The sequence below is a fragment of the Kitasatospora sp. NPDC033851 genome (assembly GCF_055576085.1).
In genome coordinates, this window is the sequence record NZ_JBVIRL010000003.1 from 298,118 (window position 1) to 319,450 (window position 21,333).

15 protein-coding genes and 1 tRNA gene are annotated in these 21,333 nt (G+C 72.7%); 7 read left to right on the forward strand and 9 right to left on the reverse strand.

Annotated features, from left to right (window positions below):
* Positions 1–65 precede the first annotated feature (65 nt).
* Genes ACZ51D_RS08135 through ACZ51D_RS08145 form a run of 3 tightly spaced genes read left to right on the forward strand, consistent with a single transcriptional unit; the run spans position 66 to position 2,702 of the window.
* Positions 66–728 carry an aminodeoxychorismate/anthranilate synthase component II gene (locus ACZ51D_RS08135; protein WP_360498159.1) on the forward strand — a complete coding sequence of 221 codons (663 nt, stop codon included), beginning with the start codon at positions 66–68 and terminating at the stop codon, positions 726–728.
* Between the two features lie 5 nt (positions 729–733).
* On the forward strand, positions 734–1,840 hold the full coding sequence (locus tag ACZ51D_RS08140; protein WP_396289017.1) for a class E sortase: 1,107 nt from the start codon (positions 734–736) through the stop codon (positions 1,838–1,840).
* A 37-nt stretch (positions 1,841–1,877) separates the two neighbouring features.
* Positions 1,878–2,702, forward strand: a complete 825-nt coding sequence (locus ACZ51D_RS08145; protein ID WP_465661600.1) for a class E sortase — start codon at positions 1,878–1,880, stop codon at positions 2,700–2,702.
* A 157-nt stretch (positions 2,703–2,859) separates the two neighbouring features.
* Here ACZ51D_RS08145 and pknB read toward each other — a convergent pair whose 3' ends face one another.
* From pknB to ACZ51D_RS08175, 6 genes are all read right to left on the reverse strand, one after another.
* Positions 2,860–4,962 (reverse strand): Stk1 family PASTA domain-containing Ser/Thr kinase, encoded by a 2,103-nt coding sequence (pknB, locus tag ACZ51D_RS08150; protein WP_465615459.1) that lies wholly within the window; start codon positions 4,960–4,962, stop codon positions 2,860–2,862.
* A 260-nt stretch (positions 4,963–5,222) separates the two neighbouring features.
* The gene (locus ACZ51D_RS08155) at positions 5,223–6,680 is read right to left on the reverse strand and encodes a peptidoglycan D,D-transpeptidase FtsI family protein (RefSeq protein WP_360498153.1); all 1,458 of its coding nucleotides are present in this window, start codon (positions 6,678–6,680) and stop codon (positions 5,223–5,225) included.
* A complete protein-coding gene (locus tag ACZ51D_RS08160; RefSeq protein WP_360498185.1) occupies positions 6,677–8,053 on the reverse strand; it encodes an FtsW/RodA/SpoVE family cell cycle protein in 1,377 nt (458 codons plus the stop codon). The genes ACZ51D_RS08155 and ACZ51D_RS08160 overlap by 4 nt, the downstream gene beginning before the upstream one ends.
* 160 nt (positions 8,054–8,213) lie before the next feature.
* A complete protein-coding gene (locus ACZ51D_RS08165) occupies positions 8,214–9,860 on the reverse strand; it encodes a PP2C family protein-serine/threonine phosphatase (protein ID WP_360498151.1) in 1,647 nt (548 codons plus the stop codon).
* Positions 9,861–9,913: 53 nt separating this feature from the next.
* Complete coding sequence (locus ACZ51D_RS08170) at positions 9,914–10,471, reverse strand: FHA domain-containing protein FhaB/FipA (protein ID WP_360498149.1); 558 nt, start codon at positions 10,469–10,471, stop codon at positions 9,914–9,916.
* Positions 10,472–10,517: 46 nt separating this feature from the next.
* Complete coding sequence (locus ACZ51D_RS08175) at positions 10,518–11,378, reverse strand: DUF3662 and FHA domain-containing protein (protein WP_360498147.1); 861 nt, start codon at positions 11,376–11,378, stop codon at positions 10,518–10,520.
* A gap of 419 nt (positions 11,379–11,797) precedes the next feature.
* Here ACZ51D_RS08175 and ACZ51D_RS08180 point away from each other — a divergent pair.
* Positions 11,798–11,881, forward strand: a tRNA-Leu gene (locus ACZ51D_RS08180).
* Positions 11,882–11,961: 80 nt separating this feature from the next.
* On the opposite strand, the gene ACZ51D_RS08185 is transcribed toward ACZ51D_RS08180, so the two are convergent.
* Both ACZ51D_RS08185 and ACZ51D_RS08190 read right to left on the reverse strand, forming a co-directional pair.
* On the reverse strand, positions 11,962–13,107 hold the full coding sequence (locus tag ACZ51D_RS08185; protein WP_465661603.1) for a sensor histidine kinase: 1,146 nt from the start codon (positions 13,105–13,107) through the stop codon (positions 11,962–11,964).
* Positions 13,104–13,757, reverse strand: a complete 654-nt coding sequence (locus tag ACZ51D_RS08190; protein WP_465661761.1) for a response regulator — start codon at positions 13,755–13,757, stop codon at positions 13,104–13,106. The genes ACZ51D_RS08185 and ACZ51D_RS08190 overlap by 4 nt, the downstream gene beginning before the upstream one ends.
* 400 nt (positions 13,758–14,157) lie before the next feature.
* Here ACZ51D_RS08190 and ACZ51D_RS08195 point away from each other — a divergent pair, with 400 nt between their 5' ends.
* The gene (locus ACZ51D_RS08195; RefSeq protein WP_360498181.1) at positions 14,158–15,927 is read left to right on the forward strand and encodes a phosphatidylglycerol lysyltransferase domain-containing protein; all 1,770 of its coding nucleotides are present in this window, start codon (positions 14,158–14,160) and stop codon (positions 15,925–15,927) included.
* Positions 15,928–16,183: 256 nt separating this feature from the next.
* Entirely contained in the window at positions 16,184–16,897 is a 714-nt protein-coding gene (locus tag ACZ51D_RS08200) for a hypothetical protein (RefSeq protein WP_360498143.1), read from the forward strand.
* A gap of 32 nt (positions 16,898–16,929) precedes the next feature.
* Here ACZ51D_RS08200 and ACZ51D_RS08205 read toward each other — a convergent pair whose 3' ends face one another.
* Positions 16,930–19,737, reverse strand: coding sequence for an ATP-binding SpoIIE family protein phosphatase (locus tag ACZ51D_RS08205; RefSeq protein ID WP_465661605.1), 2,808 nt, complete (start codon positions 19,735–19,737; stop codon positions 16,930–16,932).
* Positions 19,738–19,985: 248 nt separating this feature from the next.
* Here ACZ51D_RS08205 and ACZ51D_RS08210 point away from each other — a divergent pair, with 248 nt between their 5' ends.
* Positions 19,986–21,248 carry a rhodanese-like domain-containing protein gene (locus tag ACZ51D_RS08210; RefSeq protein ID WP_465661607.1) on the forward strand — a complete coding sequence of 421 codons (1,263 nt, stop codon included), beginning with the start codon at positions 19,986–19,988 and terminating at the stop codon, positions 21,246–21,248.
* Positions 21,249–21,333: the final 85 nt, after the last annotated feature.

The window sequence follows — 21,333 nt, forward strand, 5'->3', positions numbered from 1 at the left end:
GGCGGCCCCGGCACCTCCATCCAGCACCGCCATCCGGCACCGCATCCCACGGAGACCACGCGCGCATGACCACCCAGTCGAACCCGCCCCGCATCCTGGTGGTGGACAACTACGACAGCTTCGTCTTCAACCTGGTCCAGTACCTGTACCAGCTCGGTGCCACCTGCGAGGTGGTGCGCAACGACGAGGTGACCGTCGAGCACGCCGTCCGCCGCGCCGGGGCGGAGGGCTTCGACGGGGTGCTGCTCTCCCCCGGGCCCGGCGCGCCGGAGGAGGCCGGGGTCTGCATCGAGATGGTGCACCACTGCGCGCGGATCGGGCTGCCGGTGTTCGGCGTCTGCCTGGGCCTGCAGTCGCTCGCGGTCGCGTACGGTGCGGTGGTCGGCCGGGCGCCTGAGCTGCTGCACGGCAAGACCTCGCTGGTCGAGCACGAGGACGGCGGGGTGTTCGAGGGCCTGCCCTCGCCGCTGACCGCGACCCGCTACCACTCGCTCGCGGTCGAACCGTCCACCGTTCCGGCGGAGTTGGTGGTCACCGCGCGGACCGAGAGCGGTGTGATCATGGGCCTGAGGCACCGTGAACTGCCGGTCGAGGGCGTGCAGTTCCACCCGGAGTCGGTGCTCACCGAGGGCGGGCACCGGATGCTCGCCAACTGGCTCGCCGAGTGCGGCTTCCCGCAGGCCGTGGACCGGTCGGCCGGGCTCGCCCCGGTGATCGGCCGGGGCTGAGCGGCGTGACCACGCTGCGTCCGGAGGGGCGTTACCAGCCGGAGGCGGACCCGTACGGCGGCGCGCGGCAGTTCGACGGCGCCCAGCCGTATGCGGGCCCGCAGTACGGCGACGGCACCGGCACCGCCCCGTACCAGCAGGCGTTCCCGGCCCAGACCGCGCCCGAGGACGCCTGGGGCGTCTACGAGCAGGCCGAGGAGCCCCTCGCGGGCGGGCCCGAGTACCCCTGGCTGCCCGACCAGACCCTCCAGCTGCGACTGCCCGCCGGGGTCGGCGCGTCGGCCGCCGAGCCGGCCCCGCCCACCGGCGGCCGGGCCGAGCGTCGACGGGCCGCCCAGGGCCGTCCGGCGATCCGGTCGGGCAACGGGCGGCGCCGGGCGGGCGGCCGGGCCGCCGGACGGGTGCGCCCCAAGGAGTCCGCGGTCGTCGTGGCCGCCCGAGCCGTCGGCGAGCTGTGCATAACGCTCGGCGTGGTGATGCTGCTCTTCGTCGCCTACCAGCTCTGGTGGACCAACGTGCAGGCCGACGCGGCCGCCAGCGGGGCCCGCAACCAGCTGGAGCAGCAGTTCGACGCGGCCCAGGCACCCGCGCAGCCGGGGCAGCCGGCTCCGGACCCGAACAAGCCCGAGGTGTTCGAGCCCGGCAAGGGCTTCGCCATCATCTACCTGCCCAAGCTGGGGCTGAAGTTCCCGATCGCCGAGGGCACCTCCAAGTCGGCGGTGCTCGACAAGGGCCTGGTCGGCCACTACCCCGGCACCGGGATGCCCGGCGACCAGGCGGGCAACTTCGCGCTGGCCGCCCACCGCAACACCCACGGCGAGCCGTTCCGGTACATCAACCAGCTCTCCAAGGGCGACAAGGTCGTGGTGGAGACCGCCGCCGGGTACTACACCTACGAGATCACCGGGGGCATCCCGGAGACCTCCCCCAGCAACGTGAGCGTGATCAAGCCGGTGCCGAACGGCGCCGGGTACGCCGGCCCCGGCCGCTACATCACGCTGACCACCTGCACCCCGGAGTTCACCTCCAAGTTCCGTCTCATCGTCTTTGGGAAGATGATCGAGGAACGGCCGCGCAGCCAAGGCAAGCCGGCGGCGATCACGGGCGGGTAGCCGCCCGGACGCCCGGCCCGGAGGGGGAGCACCGCACATGCAGGACGACGAGGCCGCGCAGTCGGCCGAACCGGGGCAGGACGCCTTCCCCCCGCCCGGGCAGCAGCCCGGGCAGCGGGCCGGGCGCGGGAGGCGCCGGGCGCTGGCCGCGCTCGGGGTGTTCGGCGAGCTGCTGATCACCCTGGGCCTGGTGCTCGGCCTGTTCGTGGCCTACTCGCTGTGGTGGACCAACGTGCAGGCCGACCGCTCGGCGTCGGAGGCCGCCGACCGGCTGCGCGGCGCCTGGGCCGCGGGCCCGACCGCCGCCCCCTCGGCCGCGCCCGGGACCACCCCCGCCCCCGGCGCCCCGCCCGGGCCGGCGCAGTTCGCGGCCGGGGACGACGTGGGCTTCCTGCACGTCCCGGCGATGGGCAGGGACTTCCAGGTGCTGATCCGGATGGGCACCTCCACCGAGGTCCTGGACGAGGGTGTGGCGGGCGTCTACGAGCAGCCGTACAAGGCCGCGCTGCCCTGGGACCAGGCGGGCAACTTCGCGCTGGCCGCCCACCGGGACGGCCACGGCGCCAAGTTCCACGACCTGGACGCCGTCCACAAGGGCGACGCGGTCGTCGTCGAGACCAAGGACAAGTGGTACGTCTACAAGGTCGACAGCACCCTGCCGGAGACGTCCAAGTTCGACACCGGCATCGTGGCGCCCGTCCCGGCCCGCTCCGGGTACGCCGTCCCCGGCCGCTACATCACCCTGACCACCTGCACGCCGGTCTACACCTCGCGCTACCGGATGGCGGTCTGGGGGAGCCTGGTGCGGGTGGACGACATGGACGCCAAGCGCACTCCGCCGCCGGAGCTGCGCCACTCCTGAGGCCTCGTGAGGTCTGGTGGGGCCTCGTGGGGCGTCATGGGGGTCGAGAACGCCCGAGGGCCCGCCGCATCCGCTGCGGCGGGCCCTCGGGCGTCGCTGTCCGGCCCTACCGGGCTCCGGGTCCCCGGTTCAGTTGAACCAGGGGAATATCGGAGGCCTAGTGGTCCCCTTTGGCGGGTGGGGTGGTGGGGTCGCCCCCTTTCGGGGGGTCGGCCGGCTTGGTGAGCAGCTGGACCTGGGTGTTCGGGTCCAGCGGGGTGCCGGCCCCCGGGGTGCTCATCTGGACGATCGCGTTCGGGTCCTGAGGGCCGATCACGCTGTAGCCGAGGCCGGCCTTCGACAGCGCCGCGATGGCGTCCGACAGCTTGAGGTTCTGCACCGGCGGGACCTGGGCCTTGTCCGGGGCCTTGTAGATCGTCAGCGCGATCTTCGTGTTGGCCGCGGCCTTGGAGTTGGCCTGGAGGGACTGCGCGGCGACGGTGTTGATCTTGGACGGGTCGGGGGCCGCCGCCGTCTTCGAGGAGTCGACCTGGAAGCCGAGGCCCGTCAGCGTGCTCTCCGCGGCCTCCTTCTGGGCGCCGACCACGTTCGGGACGTTGATCTTGGTCTTGCCCTGCGAGACCGTCAGCTTGATCGGGGCGGTCGGGTCCGCGGTCTGGTTGGCCGCCGGGTCCTGGCCGGTGACGGTGTCCTGCGGGGCGGTGTCGTCGTCCTTGTACTCGGGGGTGCCGACGTTGGTGAAGCCGGCCGCGGCCAGGGCCTGCAGCGCCTGGTCCTTGGGCTTGCCGACCACGTTCGGGACCTGCGCCTTGGCCGGGCCGGTGGAGACCTGCACCGTGATGGTCGCGGTCTCGGCGATCTGGCTGCCGGCCGTCGGGTTCTGGGTGCAGACCTGGTCCTTCTTGACGGCGGCGTCAGGACAGGCGATCTTCTCGCCCTCGGTCACCACGAGCTTGGCACCGGCCGCCGCGGCGGCGGTCTTGGCCTCGGCCAGGCTCCTGCCGACCAGGTTCGGGGCGGTGACCTTCGCGGCGTCCTTGCCCTTGTCGTTGCCGAACATCGCCTGGGCCACGAAGAAGGTGCCGACCAGGACCAGTACGGCGGCCACCGCCAGCACGATCCAGGAGGTGTTGCTCTTCTTCGGCCGGTCCTCGCCGCGCCGGCCGCCGCCCTGGCCGTAGCCGTCGTCGCCGCCCGCGCCGCCGCCGTGGGTCTGGCCGTAGCCGTCGTCCTGGTAGCCGCCCTGCCCGTAGCCGGGCTGCCCGCCGGCCTGCGGCAGGACGGTGGTCGGGCCGCCGCCGGGCTGCTGCGGCAGCATGTTGGTCTGGCCGTACGGGTCGTGCTGCTGCGGGTAGCCGTTCTGGTCGTAGCCGTAGCCGGCGCCCATGCCGTACGCGGCCTGCTGGGCGGCCGCCACCGGCAGGCCGTCGAGGAAGCGCTCGATGTCGTCGCGCATCTCGTCGGCGCTCTGGTAGCGGTAGTCGCGGTCCTTGGCGAGCGCCTTCAGCACGATCGCGTCGATCTCGGGGCGCACCTCGGGGTCGAAGACCGACGGCGGCTGCGGCTCCTCCCGGACGTGCTGGTAGGCCACCGCGACCGGCGAGTCGCCGACGAACGGCGGCCGGACGGTCAGCAGCTCGTAGAGCAGGCAGCCGGTGGAGTAGAGGTCGGAGCGGGCGTCGACCTGCTCGCCCTTGGCCTGCTCGGGGGAGAGGTACTGGGCGGTGCCGATGACGGCAGAGGTCTGCGTCATGGTCATCCCGGCGTCGCCCATCGCGCGGGCGATGCCGAAGTCCATCACCTTGACGTTGCCCTGCCGGGTCAGCATCACGTTGGCGGGCTTGATGTCGCGGTGCACGATGCCGGCCCGGTGCGAGTACTCCAGGGCCTGGAGGATGCCGATGGTCATCTCCAGCGCCCGCTCGGGCAGCAGCCGGCGGCCGGAGTGCAGCAGCTCGCGCAGCGTGGACCCCTCGACGTACTCCATCACGATGTACGGGATGGAGATGCCGTCGATGTAGTCCTCGCCCGTGTCGTACACGGCGACGATCGCGGGGTGGTTCAAGGACGCCGCCGACTGTGCCTCGCGGCGGAAGCGGGCCTGGAACGACGGATCCCGGGCCATGTCGGCCCGGAGCGTCTTCACTGCGACGGAACGGCCGAGCCGGGTGTCATGGGCGAGGTAAACCTCGGCCATGCCGCCGCGTCCGAGGACGCCGCCGAGCTCGTACCTGCCGCCTAGGCGACGAGGCTCTTCCATAGTTCCGACCCTCTCCCTCACCCGCCGGTGAGGTTGTGACGTAGGTGTCCCCGCACGCTCTGGGTGACGCCGCGCGGTCCGCTACCGGTTCTCCGGCCGGGCCGTTCGGTGCCTCGCGGGCGGCAACGGGCACACCCGCTGCTGGCGGATACGCTACCGGTCGCACCCCATCGGACCGGAGTCAGCCGTCGGCCGATATCAGACCGGTATCCGGACGGGGGTGCCGATCGTGACATTCCCCTCACCCGCGACCCGGCTCGTTACTTGCCGAGTGCGGCCTGCATCACCGCCTTGGCGATCGGGGCCGCGAGCCGCCCGCCGCTGATGCCGTCGCGGTTCTGGGAGCCGTCCTCGACGACCACCGCGACCGCGACCGACCGGCCGTCCGAGGCCTTGGCCCACGAGGTGAACCAGGCGAAGGGCAGTCCGGCGTTGTCCTCGCCGTGCTGCGCGGTGCCGGTCTTGCCGCCGACCTGCAGACCGGGGATCTTGGCGTTGGTGCCGGTGCCGCTCTCGACCACCGAGACCATCAGGTCCTGCATCTTCTGCGCGGTGGCCGGGCTCATCGCCTGGGAGAACTGCTTCTCGGTGTGCTTGGAGATGGTGGTCAGCGAGGCCGAGCGCTCCTGGTCGACCAGGTACGGCTGCATCAGGCTGCCGTTGTTGGCGATCGCGGCGGAGACCATGGCCATCTGCAGCGGGGTGGCGCGGGTGTCGTGCTGGCCGATCGAGTCCTGGGCGGTGCCGTCCAGGCTGGCGCTGTCCGGGAAGATGCTCTTCTCCGAGCGGACCGGGGTGTCGACGGTGCTGTTGAAGCCGAACTTCTCGGCCTGCGCCCGCATCTTCTCCTTGCCCAGGTCGGCGCCCATCTTGGCGAACACCGTGTTGCAGGACTGGTCCATCCCGGACTTGACGGTGGCGTTCTCGCAGCGCTCGTTGGGGCTCTCGTTCTTCAGCTGCGTGGTGGTGTTGGGCAGCGTGTACGGCTCCGGGGTCGACGTGGTGTCGTCGACGTTCTGGTAGAGGCCGTTCTCGAACGCCGCGGTCGCGGTGACCAGCTTGAAGGTCGAGCCGGGCGGATAGGTCTCCTTCAGCGCCCGGTTGAGCATCGGCTTGTTCGGGTCCGCGTTGAGGTCCGTCCAGGCCTTGGAGTCGGCCGAGTCGCTGCCGGAGAAGGTCCCCGGGTCGTAGGACGGGGTGGAGACCAGCGCCAGGATCGCGCCGGTCTTCGGGTCGATCGCGACCGCCGCGCCCTTCTTGTTGCCCAGGCCGTCGTAGGCGGCCTTCTGGACCTTGGCGTCGATGGTGGTGAGGACGTCGCCGCCGCGCTTCTGCTCACCGGTCAGCATGTCCAGGGTGTTGCGGAAGAACAGCCGGTCGTCGGTCCCGGAGAGGATGCCCTCCTCCAGGTTCTCCAGCTGGCTGGAGCCGAAGACCTGGGAGGAGTAGCCGGTCACCGGGGCGTACATCGGGGCGTCGACCCAGGAGCGCTTGTACTTGTAGCGCAGGCCGTTGACGAAGTCGGACTTCGTGACCGGCTGGCCGCTGACGATGATGTTGCCGCGCGGGTGGGCGTAGCGGTCGTACACCTGGCGCTTGTTGTTCTTGTCGTTCGCCCAGGACTCGGCCTGGACGCCCTGGACCCAGTTGGTGCGCACCATCAGGGCCAGGATCAGTACGAGGCAGAAGATCGAGACCCGGCGGATCGGCTTGTTCATCGGGCGGGTCCTCCCTGGCCCTCGGTGGCCGGGGCCGGTTCGGCCCCGGGTCGGCGGGCGCTGTCGCTGATCTTCAGCAGGATCGCGACCAGCGCCCAGTTGGCGACCACGGACGAACCGCCCTGAGCGAGGAACGGCATGGTCATACCGGTGAGCGGGATCAGCCCGGTGACACCGCCGGCCACCACGAACACCTGGATCGCCATCGCCGAGGCGAGGCCGACGGCGAACAGCTTGCCGAAGGGGTCGCGGGCGGCGATCGCGGTGCGCAGGCCGCGCTGGACCAGCAGGGCGTACAGCAGGAAGATCGCCATCAGGCCGGTGAGCCCGAGCTCCTCGCCGAAGGAACCCAGGATGAAGTCGCTCTTGGCGGCGAAGGCGATCAGCCAGGAGCGGCCCTGGCCCAGGCCCGAGCCGGTGACCCCGCCGGAGCCGAGCGCCATCAGCGACTGGCCGATCTGCTCGGTGGCGCCCTTCGGCGGGTGCGGGCCGAAGGCGGCCATCGGGTCGAGCCAGGCGTTGATGCGGACCTTCACGTGGTCGGCGGTCGAGGCGACCGCCACCGCGCCGCCGACCGACATCAGCAGGCCGAACAGGATCCAGCTGGTCCGCTCGGTGGCGACGTAGAGCATCACCACGAACAGGCCGAAGAACAGGAAGGACGTGCCCAGGTCGTTCTCGAAGATCAGGATCAGCAGGCTGAGCAGCCAGATCACGACGATCGGGCCGAGGTCGCGGCCGCGCGGCAGGTAGAGGCCCATGAAGCGGCGGCTGGCCAGCGCCAGGGCGTCCCGCTTGACCATCAGGTAGCCGGCGAAGAACACCGTCAGGATGATCTTGGCGAACTCGCCGGGCTGGATGGAGAAGCTGCCCATCCGGATCCAGATCTTGGCGCCGAAGTCCTCGTCCCGGGACGGGAAGAAGGCCGGCGCGGCGAGCAGGACCAGGGCCACCACCATCGAGATGTAGGTGTAGCGCTGGAGCACCCGGTGGTCCTTCAGCAGGACCATCACCGCGATGAAGCCGGCGATCCCGAGACCCGACCACATCAGCTGGTTCTCGGCCGCCGGGTAGTTGCCCCTGAGCAGCTTCCCGGCCTTGTCCAGCCGCCAGATCATCACCACCCCGAGGCCGTTCAGCAGGGTGGCGATCGGCAGCATCAGCGGGTCCGCGTACGGCGCGAAGCGGCGCACCAGCAGGTGCGCGACCAGCGCCAGGGCGCCCATGCCGAGCCCGTAGCCGAGCATGCCCGCGGGCAGCTTGGAGTCCATCGCCAGGCCGACGTTGGCGTACGCGAGGACCGGCAGCAGTACCGCGAAGAGCAGCAGGGCCAGCTCGGTGTTGCGCCGGTTCGGCGCCTCCTGCGGGGAGATGGTGGTGTTGCCCCGTCGACGGGGGACGGCCCGCTCGGCCGACGCCCGGCGCCGACCGGACCGCTCGCTGTCTTCGCTCAGGTTGTAGCTGCTCACGTGGTGACCGCTCCCTGACGGCCGGCAAGCCCGCTCGGGGCGGTCCTATGTCGGATCACGGACGTCACTGCTTCGGGCAAGAGTTGGCCCGGCTGAGTTCGTCTTCGGTCAGCGGGTTCTGGTCGCCCTGCGCGCCGGCCGCCGGAGGAGTGGCGTTCGGTGCGGGCGCGGTCGCGCCCGGCGTGGGCGTGCTCGGGGGGGTCGTGCCCGGGGCCGTCGGGGTCGGCGTGGTCGAGGGCGCGGCGGTCGGGGCCGCCGCGGCCGGGCCGCGGTTCTTCTCGCCCGGGGTCGGCGTGGTCGCCAGGAACGCGGCATGGGTGGCCTGCGTCGCCTGGGTGCCCTGCGCCGGTGCCGCCGCCTTGGCGGCCCGCTGGCAGAGCTGGACCCAGCCGTCGAGCTCCTGGACGGTCGTCTGCGCGTCGTTCAGGCTGCTGACCGAGATGGTCTTGTTCACGTGGGCGCGCTGGTCCTGCGGCAGCCACTTGAGCTGGATGCCGCTGTACGAGTCGTGCACCGAGGACAGGCTCAGGCCGGCCAGGCTCTGGTTGATGCCCTGGTAGACCGCGACGTGGTCGCCGTCCTCGCCGATGTAGTACTGGTCCTGGGTCCACTGGTAGCCGAAGTAGCCGGCGCCGCCGAGCAGGCCGAGCGTGACCAGGGCGGCCACCGAGGCGGTCAGGCCCTTGCGCTTGCGCTTCGGGGGCTTCTCCTCGTCGAAGTCCTCGGTGCCGTACACCGAGGGCTCGGCGGAGCCGTACGCGCCCTGGTAGCCCTCGGCGGGGCCGAAGCCGGCCGACGGGTCGTGGCCGGCCTCGTAGCCCTCGGCCGGGCCGAAGGCGCCCTGCGGGCCGCGGCCGAGGCCCGCCGCGCGGCCGGCCGGGGTGTCCGCGATCGAGCGGTCGGCGGCGGCCGAGGACGGCGGGGCGTCGGCGACCGCGCCGACCACCACCGGGACGTCGTTGAACTGGCCGCTCATGGTGTCCGTGGCGCCGACGTCGATGACGTCCGCCACGATGCAGGTGATGTTGTCCGGACCGCCGCCGCGCAGCGCGAGCTGGATCAGCTCCTGCACGGTCTGCTCGGGCGAGTAGAAGCTGCCGAGGGTGTCCTGGAGGGTCTGGTGGCTGACCGGGCCGGAGAGGCCGTCGGAGCAGATCAGGTAGCGGTCGCCGGCCCGGACCTCGCGGATCGACAGGTCGGGCTCGACCTGGCCGCGGCCGTCCAGCGCCCGCATCAGCAGCGAGCGCTGCGGGTGGGTCTCGGCCTCCTCGGGCGTGATCCGGCCCTCGTCGACCAGGCGCTGCACCCAGGTGTGGTCCTGGGTGATCTGCACCAGCGAACCGTCGCGCAGCAGGTAGGCGCGGGAGTCGCCGACGTGCACCATGCCCATCCGCTGGCCCGTCCAGAGCATGGCGGTCAGCGTGCAGCCCATGCCCTCGAGCTGCGGGTCCTCCTCGACCATCTGCCGGAGCCGGTCGTTGGCGCCCTGGACGGCGTCGCCCAGCAGGGTCAGCAGGTCGGCGCCCGGCACGTCCTCGTCCAGCCGGACGATCGAGCCGAGCACCTCGGAGGAAGCGACCTCACCGGCCGCGGCGCCGCCCATGCCGTCGGCCACGGCCAGCAGCCGCGGCCCGGCGTAGCCGGAGTCCTCGTTCCCCTCCCGGATCAGTCCCTTGTGGGAGCCGGCGGCGAAGCGCAGCACCAGGGTCATGCGACCTGTGCCCCCCTCTGGGTCATGGACGGGATGCTGTCCCTCATGCGCTACTACTTCCGCAGTTCGATGACGGTCCTGCCGATACGGATCGGCGTGCCCGGCTGGAGCGGGGTGGGCGCGGTCAGGCGCTGCCGGTCCAGATAGGTGCCGTTGGTGGAGCCTAGATCCTCGACCGTCCACTGCCCAGTCTGATCCGGATAGATCCTGGCATGCCGGGAGGACGCGAAGTCGTCGTCCAGCACGATGGTGGAGTCGTGTGCGCGGCCGAGCGTGATGGTCTGGCCCTGCAGCGCCACGGTGGTGCCGGCCAGCGAGCCCTGCACCACGACGAGCTGGCTCGGGGCGCCGCGACGGCGTCCGCCGCCGGGCTGGGCCACGGTCGCCGCCGACGCGGCAGCGGCGGCAGCGGCCGGCGCAGGCGTGGGGCGACCCGCGGCCTGGGCGGGTGCACCGCCGCCTGCCGTGGCGGACGCGCCGCGACGGGAGGAGCGCGGGTTCACCTTGGTGCCGAAGAGGTCGCTGCGGATCACCTGGATAGCGACGATGACGAACAGCCACAGAACGGCCAGGAATCCCAGCCGCATGACCGTGAGGGTCAGTTCTGACATGACCGTCCCGCCAGTCGGTGAGCGAGGCGCGCGAACAATTCGGACACTACCCTTCGACCTGCCGGTAGACGATGGTGGTGGAGCCCACGACGATTCGCGAGCCGTCGCGGAGCGTAGCGCGCTGGGTGTGCTGTCCGTCCACCACGATGCCGTTGGTGGACCCCAGGTCGACCACCATCGAAGGGCTGCCGGGCCGGATCTCGGCGTGCTTGCGGGAGACCCCGGGGTCGTCGACCCGCACGTCCGCCTCGGTGGAGCGGCCGAGCACGCAGGCCGAGCCGGTGATCTGGTGGCGGGCGCCGTTCACCTCGACCCAGCGGCGGACCGAGGTGCCGCCGTGGCCGGCGCCGGGGAGGTTGCGGACGTTGCCGCCGGCGGGCGCGGGCGGGCCCGGGGGCATCGCGGGGGGCGTGGCCGGCGGCGGGGGCGCGCTGTACTGGCCGGCGCCGGGCTGCTGCCACGGTGCGCCCGGGGCCGGGGCGGCCGGCGGGCGGTCGTAGCCGGGCTGCGGCGGGGAGTACTGCTGGGGCTCCTCGGCGGCGAGGGTCCGGCTGCGCACCCGGTACAGGCCGGTGTCGAGGTCGTCGGCCTTCTCCAGGTTCACCTGGAGCGGGCCGAGGAAGGTGTACCGCTGGGCCTCCGCGTACTCGCGGACCATGCCGGCCAGCTCGGTGCCGAGCTGCCCGGAGTAGGGGCTGAGGCGCTCGTGGTCGTGCGGGCTCAGCTCGACGATGAAGTCGTTCGGCACGACGGTGCGATCGCGGTTCCAGATGCTCGCGTTGTTGTCGCACTCGCGCTGCAGCGCACCGGCGATCTCCACGGGCTGGACCTCGGACTTGAACACCTTGGCGAAGGTGCCGTTGACGAGACCCTCAAGTCGCTGCTCGAACTTCTTCAGCACTCCCATGGGGCACCCCCTTCCAGGGTTCGTTCGCCTGCCTGCCGACCGGATCCCGCCCGCGAACCGGCCGTGCCTACTTGCGGTACTTCCGTACTGATCGTATCCACGCCGGGCCCTTCCGTACGGTTCCCGGACCGTGTGGTGCCCGGGGGTGGGCTCGGACACACAGGGTGACGCATTCCGGGTACGGCACGCCAGGTGTGCCCGTCGGAGCGGCCGCCCCTCCCTCGCGCACGCGTTCGGCGTACGTCCGTTCGGATGCGGTCGGTCTCGTCGGTGAACCGATTCGGAGCAGCCCCGCAGGTCGTGCTAATGTTTTCCACGTCGGAAGGGCCGCCCGGAAGGGAGGCCGGTCCAAGGAAGCGCGAAGGCCTCATGGTACCGAGCGGTTCGGAAGATCGGTCGGCAACGAGGACAACACCCATGCGCGGGTGGCGGAATAGGCAGACGCGCTGGATTCAGGTTCCAGTGCCCGAAAGGGCGTGGGGGTTCAACTCCCCCCTCGCGCACAGCGAAGCCCCGCAGATCTACGGATCTGCGGGGCTTTTTTGTCGTCCCACCGGTCCTTGCCGGAGTGGGGCGCGGTGGCTCAGGAACGGGTGGCGGGCAGCTCGGCGCGGACCTCGAAACCGCCGTCCCGGGTGGGGCCGGCGGTGAGGGTGCCGCCCAGCAGCTGGGCGCGCTCGCGCAGACCGACCAGGCCGTGGCCGCCGCCCGGGAGGGGCTCGGCCGGGTGGACCGGCGGGGCGTCGTTGCGCACCTCGACCCGCAGCAGGCGGCCCTTCGCCCGGACCTTCACGTGCACCCGCGCCTCCGGGGCGTACTTGGTGATGTTGGTCAGCGCCTCCTGCACGGTGCGGTAGGCGGCCCGCTGCACCGCCTCCGGCCACGGGCCGCCGGGGTTCAGCTCGGCGTCGGCGGCCAGGCCGCTCTCCTCGATCAGCCGGGGCAGGTCGGCCAGCCGGGGCTGCGGGGCGAGCGGGGCGTCCGGCAGCCGGCCGCTCGTGCCGCGCAGCACCCCGACCATCTGGCGCAGCTCGTCCAGGGTCCGAACGGACAGTTCGCGGATGGTGCGGGCGGTGGTCACGGCGGCCGGGTCGGTGGAGCTGACCTGGAGCGCGCCGGCCTGGATGCTGATCAGGCTGACCTGGTGCGAGACCACGTCGTGCATCTCCCGGGCGAGCCGGCCGCGCTCGGTGATCAGCACCCGCTCGGCCAGCAGCCGGCTCTCCCGCTCCTGGCCGCGGGTCAGCTCGTCCAGGCGGGCGGCCAGCTCCCGCCGGGTGCGGGAGAGCAGGCCGGTGGCGGCCGGGCCGGCGGCCAGCATCACGGCCTGGATGGCGTCGAGGGCGGTGGCCCGGCTCAGGTTGAAGACGTTGTCGGGCAGCGGCCAGTGGAAGAACTCGACCAGGGTGAAGAGGACACCGCAGGGGATCACGAACCGCGGGCGGGGACGTTCGGCGGCCACTGTGTAGACGGCGGTGATCGGGGCCAGCCAGATCTCGTCCACCCAGCTGCCGGGCATGGTGAGCAGCAGCACCACGACCGGGAAGTGGCGGCGCCAGAACAGCGCGACGGCGGCCAGCGTGGAGAGGGTCACCTGCCACCAGGTGGCGTCCCGGGCCACCAGGGCGGCGTCCAGCAGGGAGTAGAGGACGGGCAGCAGCAGCATCAGCCAGGGGGCGGTGCACCAGGCCGGCAGCCGTCCGGACGGCAGCTGGTCGGCGGTCGTCATGCTCCGTCGCCGGGCTTGGGCCGGACCAGGCCGGCCCGGTGGGCGAGGACCGCGGCCTGCACCCGGTTGGCGGCGCCGAGTTTGCCGAGGATCGCGCTGATGTGGTCCTTGACGGTGCCGGTGCCGAGGAAGAGGCGGTCGGCGATCTCGGCGTTGGACAGGCCCTCGCCGAGCAGCGCGAGCACGTCGAGCTCCCGGCTGGTGAGGGTGCGGGCCAGTGAGGTGGCCTCGGCGTCCGGGGCGCCGCCGTCCACGTAGCCGCCGATCACGGTGCGGGTGACGGTCGGGGAGAGGATGTTGCCGCCGGCCGCGAGCACCCGGACGGCGTGCACCAGCTGCTCGGGGGCGGTGTCCTTGAGCAGGAAGCCCACGGCGCCGGCCCGCAGCGCGGTGCCGATGTACTCGTCGGTGTCGAAGGTGGTGAGCATCGCCACGGCGGGCGGGTCGGGCAGGGCGCGCAGCCGGCGCAGCACCGAGATGCCGTCCAGGTCGGGCATCCGGATGTCGAGCAGCACCACGTGCGGGCGCAGGCGCTGGACGTGCTCCTCGGCCTGGCCGCCGGAGCAGTCGCCGACCACCTCCAGGTCGGGGGCGGAACCGACGATCAGACCGAGGCCGGAGCGGACCAGGATCTCGTCGTCGACGATCAGCACGCGGGTGGTGGTGATTGGTGCCTCCTCGGTTCGGGCGGCCGGGTGGGGGCGGTCCGCGTGGGTCGTTTCCGAGGGTAGGGGTAGCCGGGGCGGGGCGCCGAACGCCCGGGGGGTGGCGACCCCCGCCGTTCGGCGGGGGTGGGAATCCGCTACCCGGTTCACGTAATTCTCAGGCTTGGTGGGGAACCATGGAGTTGGCTGAGCCTTTCCGGCCCACTCCCTCACCTGGGCGGACGGTCGGACGGGTGTCGCCGGTCAGTCCGTCGGGCCCGTGCGGGCGCCCGCCGCCGGGCCGTACGCGGATGCGCCCCACCATCTGATCGTTTGGAATTGAGCTGTGTCGTCCACTGTGAAGTCGGAGCCGTCCGCCACGTCACCCGGGCCCCGGCCCGTCGGCGTGCTCGACCGCTGGCGCCCGCGGGCCGCCGTGGCCTCCGTCTGGTACCTGCGGCTGATCGCCCTGCTGAACGTCGCGACGGTGCTGCTGGTGCCCTTCCGCAACCAGGTCAGCGAGCACAACGAGGGTGAGTACTTCACCCCGTACCTGATGACCTCGGGCCTGGCCAGCGCGGTGCTGTCGATCTTCCTCGCCGTCGCGATGCGGCGGCGCAAGCGGGCCGCGTGGATCTTCAACGCGGCGCTCGGCGGCCTGTTCGCACTGCTCTACCTGGCGCTCATGGTGCTGCCGGACGAGCGGTTCCACGAGCACCCGCTCAACTACTTCTCCACCATCCTGACCTGCCTGTTCGTGCTGGCGCTGCTGATCGGGCGCAAGGAGTTCACGTCCAAGGGCGACAGCTCCAACCCGAAGACCGCGGCGGCCACCTTCGTCGGCGGGCTGGTGTTCGGCGGCGGGGTCGGCGCGCTGCTGGTCTGGCTGACCAACGAGCTGACCGGCGCGGGCTTCTGGGACCTCTTCCGGTACTCGGTCGGCCGGATGATCACCATCACCCCGTCCGAGCACCTGCGCTCGGTCATCGCCGCGCCGACCTGGGTGAACGCCGCGATCAACGCGATGGGCGGGGCGCTCTTCCTGCTGGTGCTGTACGTGGCCTTCCGCAGCCCGCGGGGCACCGAGCTGCTCAACCCGGAGGACGAGGCGAAGCTGCGCGGACTCCTGGAGAAGCAGGGCGAGCGGGACTCGCTCGGCTACTTCGCGCTGCGCCGGGACAAGGCGGTGATCTTCTCCCCCAGCGGCAAGGCGGCGGTCACCTACCGGGTGATCGGCGGCGTCTCGCTCGCCTCGGGCGACCCGATCGGCGACCCGGAGGCCTGGCCGGGCGCGATCGACGCCTGGCTGTCCGAAGCCCGCGAGCACGCCTGGGCGCCGGCCGTGATGGGCGCCTCCGAGGAGGCCGGAGTGATCTACGCCCGGCACGGGCTGGACGCGCTGGAGCTGGGCGACGAGGCGATCGTCGAGCTGGACGAGTTCTCGCTGGACGGCCGCGCGATGCGGGTGGTCCGGCAGGCGTACAACCGGGTCAAGCGGGCCGGGTACACGGTGCGGATCCGCCGCCACGAGGACATCTCGGAGACCGAGATGGCCGAGCTGGTGGCCAAGGCCGACGAGTGGCGCGACGGGGCGACCGAGCGCGGCTTCTCGATGGCGCTCGGCCGGCTCGGCGACCCCGGCGACGGCCGCTGCGTGATGCTGGAGTGCAGTGACGGCGAGGGCGAGCTGAAGGCGCTGCTGAGCTTCGTCCCGTGGGGCCCGGACGGGCTCTCGCTGGACCTGATGCGCCGGGCCCGCGACACCGAGAACGGCCTGATGGAGTTCATGGTGATCGAGCTGCTGCAGCGCGCCGAGGAGGTCGGGCTGAAGCGGGTGTCGTTGAACTTCGCGATGTTCCGGTCCGTTTTCGAGCGCGGTTCGCGCCTGGGCGCCGGACCGGTGCTGCGGCTGTGGCGCTCCACCCTGGGTTTCTTCTCGCGCTGGTGGCAGATCGAGTCGCTGTACCGGGCGAATGCCAAGTACCGGCCGATCTGGGAGCCGCGTTACCTGCTGTTCGAGAAGAGCAGCGAGATTCCGCGGATCGGCATCGCGAGCGCGCGCGCCGAGGGTTTCATCGTCGCGCCGAGCCTGCCCGCCCTGTTCCGACGCCGGCACGCCGGGGCACCCGTGGTGGCGCCCCGGGTCCCGGTGGCGGCCCGGGACGGGAAGGGGTAGCCCTCCGTCGGGGGGCGGAGGGGGCCGGTAGCCGGATGGGGGTCCGGAGGGGGGATCGCTCTCCCCCCTGAGGATGACCCTTATCCCCATCCCTGCCGATGTGCCCATTGTTAACAGGCTTCTAATGTTGGAGTAGTAGAAGGTTCGGGGATTCGGAGAAACGGTTGTGATTTACAGGACCCACGCGGGGGGCGTGCGAAAGGGGCCGCTGGCGCTAGCCAGAACGGCCGCTGTCGCCGAGTGGGGAACGTTGTTCGTGACGGTTCGGAACACGGTGGCGCGAAAGAAGTTCGCCGCTGTTCCGCTGGCCACGCTGGCGACGTTTCTGATCCTGCTGTTCAGCATCGTCCAGCACCTGCCGGGCGGTGAGCACTTCGTCAGCCACATCGGGGTGGTGCGGGCGGCGTTGCCGCTGGAGGTCTCGCTGCTGCGGACCCCGCTGTCGCTGTACGTTCCGGCGCTGGACCTGCCGGTCTGGGGGGCGCTGGCCCAGGTGTTCGTGGTCTTCGCGATCGCCGAGATCGTGCTCGGCCGGCGGATGACCCTGGTGGTCGCCTACGCCTGCACCCTGGCGGGCACGTTGTTCGCCCGGGTCGGCGTGGCGGTCGGGCCGGGCCACCTGTTCGGCTTCCCGAAGTGGGTCGCCTACGTGCGGGACACCGGGCCGTCGGCCGCGGTGGTGGCGCTGGCGATCTGCATCGCCTTCCGGTGCCGGGCCTGGTTCACTGCCGGCCTGGTGGTGGCCGTGATGGTCGGCGAGGCGGTCATACTGCCGAACCTGGCGGGCCTGGAGCACGTGGTCGCGGTGATCACCGCGCTGCTGATCGCCGTCGCGGTCGAGGTCTTCGGGGACTTCTGGCCTCGGGTGCTGGCCGGGGTCGGCGCCGCCACCTCGGTGGCCGCGGCCGCCTCGCGGGAGGTCGCCGTGGAAGCCCGGCGGCGCCGGTCGGCCGGGGCCGTTATTCCCTGATTCGCCCGCTCGCCTCAAGGGTGGGGCGGCCGTCAGGCGTGTGGGAGGGCCAGTTCGAACCAGACCACCTTGCCCACCGCCTTGCGGGCGGTGCCCCAGCGTTCGGCGAGCTTGGTGACCAGGGTGAGGCCGCGGCCGGTCTCGCCGAGCTGTTCGGCCGGCTCCAGCGAGGGCAGGTTGTGGTTGTCGTCGCTGACCTCGACCAGCAGCTTGTCCACCCGGATCAGCTGGAGCCGGACCCGGTCCCGGGCGACCCGGACGGCGTTCGTCACCAGCTCGCTGACCAGCAGCTCGGTGGTGTCGCTGAGGGCCTCCAGGTGCCAGGCGGCCAGCTGCTCGCGGACCAGCGACCGGGCTCGGCGCACCTCACGGTGGTCCACCGTGAGGTCCCAGGTGGCGACCTCGGACGGGGCGACCCCGTCGAAGCGGGCCACCAGCAGGGCGACGTCGTCCTTGCGGTCGTCGGTGTGCAGTCGGCGCAGCACCTCGTCGCAGGCCTGCTCGGGGCTCTGCTGCGGGTCGATCAGGTTGCCGCAGAGCGCGGCGAGGCCCGCCCCTATGTCCCCGCCCCGGACCTCGACCAGGCCGTCGGTGCACAGCACCAGCATCGAGCCGTCCGAGACGTCGATGGTCTTGGCGACGAACGGCACCCCGCCGACGCCGATCGGCGCGCCCGCCGGGATCTCCAACAGTTCGCCGGTGCCGTCCGGGTGCACCAGGACGGGCGGGACGTGGCCGGCGCTGGCCAGCTCGCAGGTCCGGTTGATCGGGTCGTAGACCGCGTACAGACAGGTCGCGAGGTGGTCGTCGCCGAGCTTGTGGGCCAGGTTGTCCAGGTGGCGCAGCAGCTGGCCGGGCGGCAGGTCCAGGGCGGCGAGGGTCTGCATGGCGGTGCGGAAGCGGCCCATCGCGGCGGCCGAGTGAATGCCGTGGCCCATCACGTCGCCGACCACCAGGGCGACCCGGCTGCCGGGCAGCTGGATCGCGTCGAACCAGTCCCCGCCGACCTCGGCCTTGGGGTCGCCCGGCAGGTAGCGGTGGGCGATCTGCACGCCGGGGATCTGCGGCGGGCGGGTCGGGATCATCGAGCGCTGCAGGGTGGTGGCGACCCTCGCCTCGGCGCGGTGTAGCCGGGCGTTGTCCAGCGACAGCGCGGCGCGGACGGCCAGCTCCTTGAGGGTCGCGGCGTCGCTCTCGTCGAAGGGGGCGCGGTCGGGCAGCCGGAGCAGCTTGAGGATGCCCAGCACGGTGCCCCGGGCGGAGAGCGGGACGACCAGCATCGAACGGCCGGAGACCACCGGGGCCAGCCGGGCGCCGCCGAGCGCGATCGCGTAGTCGACCGCGACGTCCGCGCTGATCACCGGGACCAGCACCGGCTGGTTCAGCTGCAGGGCCATCCCGGGCGGGGTACGGCGGGGCATGCTGACCAGCGAGCCCTCGGTGAGCACGTGGTCCCAGGCGCCGCCGGTCTCGTTGAAGACCAGGGCGACCCGGCGCAGCATGGTGGCGTCGTCCGGGCGGCCGACCGGCAGCTCGGAGTCCGAGATCAGCCCGTCCACCAGGTCCACGCAGGCGAAGTCGGCGACCCGGGGGACCAGCACGTGGCACAGCTCGTGGGCGGTGAAGCCGAGGTCCAGGGTGGTGCCGACCTTGCCGCCGACCTCGTTCAGCAGGGCCAGCTGCTCGCCGGCCTGCCCGTTGGTGAGGAAGGGGCTGAGCCGGCCGGGCGGCGGGGCCTCGGGGCTCGCGGGGGCGGGGAGCGGGACGGGCACGGCGGCGGGCGGGGCCTGGTCGGCGCGGAGCGGCGGGTGGCCCTTGGCGGACGACTCGACGGCGGCTCGGTCGATGGCGGCTCCTCCTCCGGTGGGTGGGGGTACCTCCCGGCCGGAGGCTGGGGGAGGGACGGACGGGCCGCCGCCCGCCGGGGCGCCGCTGACGGCGGCGACGGGCTGGGGGACGGGGAGCTCGGTGGCCTCGCGCTGCGCTGCCTCGCGCGGGGCGGGCAGCGGGGCGGGCGAACGGCGGCCGGGCGCGGTCTGCTCGGGCTGCGGCGGCGGGCCGACCCGGGAGACGCGCTGCTGCGGCGTCGGGTAGCGGCGGCCGAGACCGGCGGCCGCGTGCGCCGTCCCGGTCTGCGCGTCGGCGGGCAGCACCGGCAGCACGGTGACCGCGTCCAGCCGCAGGGCGGGCAGTCCACCGAGTCCGATCGCGGTCGCCATCGCCGTGCGGTGGCCGGCGGGCAGCAGCCGGGCCAGCGGTTCGGGCACCCGGTCGGCGGGTGGGGTGAGTGCTGCGGTCAGCCCGTGGAAGCCGCCCCGGGCGGCGGGCGTGGCGGCGAACGGCAGCAGCCGCTCGCCGAGCGCGAGCCGGGGGCCGGTGGTGCGCAGCGGGCGGGCGTCGGCGGCCAGCGCGAGCAGCCCGCCGGACGGGCCGGGCAGCGGGTAGGCCCACCAGAGCACGTCGCGCTGGTGCTCCTCGCGGTCGGTGACGGTCAGCCGGCCGGCCCAGGGACGGCCGGCCGCGGTCAGCTCGGCGAGGGTGTCGAACGCGTCGCAGGCGCGGCGGACGGCGCACCGGCCGAGCACCCGCGACTCCACGGCGGGCAGCAGGCCGGAGGCGGGGCGGTCGTGGGCGACTTCGGCGCGGTGTCCGAACAGCTCCTCGGCGGCCCGGCCCCACTGCGCGATCCGGCCGGACCGGTCGACCAGCACGAGGGCGAGCCGGACCAGGGCGGCCACGCCCGTCGGGTGGTCGCCCGGTTCGGTCCCGTCGGCCGCCGGACGCGGTGTGGAGTTGGACTCGGCCACCATGGATTCGCTCTGCTCCCGCCTGGCCGCCACGCCTGGAGGCGGCCGTCTCTCCGGAGGAAGGCTCGCTGTGCGGATACCAGCGAAGCACGGACCGGGCCGGGCTTGATACCGAAACGGGGAGATTCATCAGTATCGGTTGCGTGTCGTGCGGCGCGCGCCGGTCCGTACCTCCGGTTCACCCGGACGGGGCTTTCGCGCGCGGCGGTAGGGTGGCAGGCCGGACCGCCCGTGCGGCGGACCCGCAGGACGCAGCCGGCCGGACGAGACAGAGGCGAGAAGTGAGCGCGCAGAGCCCCGCCCGCTGGACGGACCCGGAGCAGCAGGAGCTGGAGGAGCGGGTCGCCGCCGCCGAGCTCGCCTGGCTCAGCATGGACGTGGACGTCCAGACGCTGCGGGTCGAGATCGACAACTTCGCCCTGATCCACCACCAGCTGCTCGGCCCGCTCTACGCCCGGCTGGACGAGCTGGACGCGCTGGTCGCCGAGGCCATCGCGGCCCGCACCGGGCTGCCCGAGGACCAGCGCCGGGCCGCCGAGGCACGGCAGCAGGTCGAGGAACTGCCGGACCTGGACGCGCTGTTCGACTCCGTGCAGGAGCAGCGGGAGCAGTCCGGCCAGGGGGAGGAGGCGGCCCCGCCGCCGCCCGCCGCGCCGAGCCGGGTGCGGCCCGGCAAGGACGCCCAGCGGATCTACCGCGAGCTGGTCCGCCGCGCCCACCCCGACCTCACCACCGACCCGGCCGAGCAGCAGCGCCGGGCCGCCTTCCTGGCCCGGGTCAACGAGGCCTACGCGTTCGGGGACGCCGCCGCGCTGGAGGGCCTGGCCGCCGAGTGGTCCACCGCGCCGGAGGCCGCGCCCGCCCTCGACTCCGCCGACCGGTCGGACTGGCTGCGCCGCCGGCTGGACTGGCTGACCGCCAAGATCGCCGAGACCGCCACCGAGCAGGTCCGGCTGGAGCAGACCCCGATGGGCGAGCTGCTCGCCCTCGCCCCGCAGGACCCGGACCGGCTGCTCGAGCAGCTCGCCGAGGAACTGCTGGCCAAGGCCGCCGACCGGCAGGCCGAGCTGGAGCGGCTGCTCGGCGGCCACGGCCCGGCGGCGGAGGACCACGGCCCGGCGGAGAGCCACGGCCCGGCGCCGGTGGGCGACAATGGCACGGACCCGACCGACCCCCAGCCTTCGGCCGGGAGGTACCCCCCTCAGGAGAGCCACACGATGTTCGCGCAGATCCCCACCGCCGAAGCCGCCGCCGTGCCCGCCGACGCCGTCCTGCTGGACGTCCGCGAGCAGGACGAGTGGGACGCCGGCCACGTGGACGGCGCACTGCACATCCCGCTGGGCCAGGTGATCGGCCGGCTCGACGAGCTGCCCGACGGGAAGCTGTACGTGCTCTGCCGGGTCGGCGGCCGCTCCGCGCAGGTCGTCCAGTACCTGGTGCAGCAGGGCCGTGACGCGGTGAACGTGGACGGCGGGATGTACGCCTGGGAGGGCGCCGGCCGTCCGATGGTGAGCAGCACCGGCCAGGACGCCTTCGTCCTCTGAGGCGCCGGAGCTTCCGAGGAGGCCTCCCGTCCTCCCGTCCTCCCGGGCCGGTCGCCCGGTAGGGCAGGATGGGCGCGCGAGTGCG

What these genes read in the sequence shown, in the direction of transcription:
- ACZ51D_RS08135 (WP_360498159.1), top strand. Translation starts at nt 66, where the DNA reads ATGACCACCCAGTCGAACCCGCCCCGCATCCTGGTGGTGGACAACTAC.
- ACZ51D_RS08145 (WP_465661600.1), top strand. Translation starts at nt 1,878, where the DNA reads ATGCAGGACGACGAGGCCGCGCAGTCGGCCGAACCGGGGCAGGACGCC.
- ACZ51D_RS08165 (WP_360498151.1), bottom strand. Translation starts at nt 9,860, where the DNA reads ATGACCCTGGTGCTGCGCTTCGCCGCCGGCTCCCACAAGGGACTGATC.
- ACZ51D_RS08155 (WP_360498153.1), bottom strand. Translation starts at nt 6,680, where the DNA reads ATGAACAAGCCGATCCGCCGGGTCTCGATCTTCTGCCTCGTACTGATC.
- ACZ51D_RS08185 (WP_465661603.1), bottom strand. Translation starts at nt 13,107, where the DNA reads ATGACGACCGCCGACCAGCTGCCGTCCGGACGGCTGCCGGCCTGGTGC.
- ACZ51D_RS08170 (WP_360498149.1), bottom strand. Translation starts at nt 10,471, where the DNA reads ATGTCAGAACTGACCCTCACGGTCATGCGGCTGGGATTCCTGGCCGTT.
- ACZ51D_RS08175 (WP_360498147.1), bottom strand. Translation starts at nt 11,378, where the DNA reads ATGGGAGTGCTGAAGAAGTTCGAGCAGCGACTTGAGGGTCTCGTCAAC.
- pknB (WP_465615459.1), bottom strand. Translation starts at nt 4,962, where the DNA reads ATGGAAGAGCCTCGTCGCCTAGGCGGCAGGTACGAGCTCGGCGGCGTC.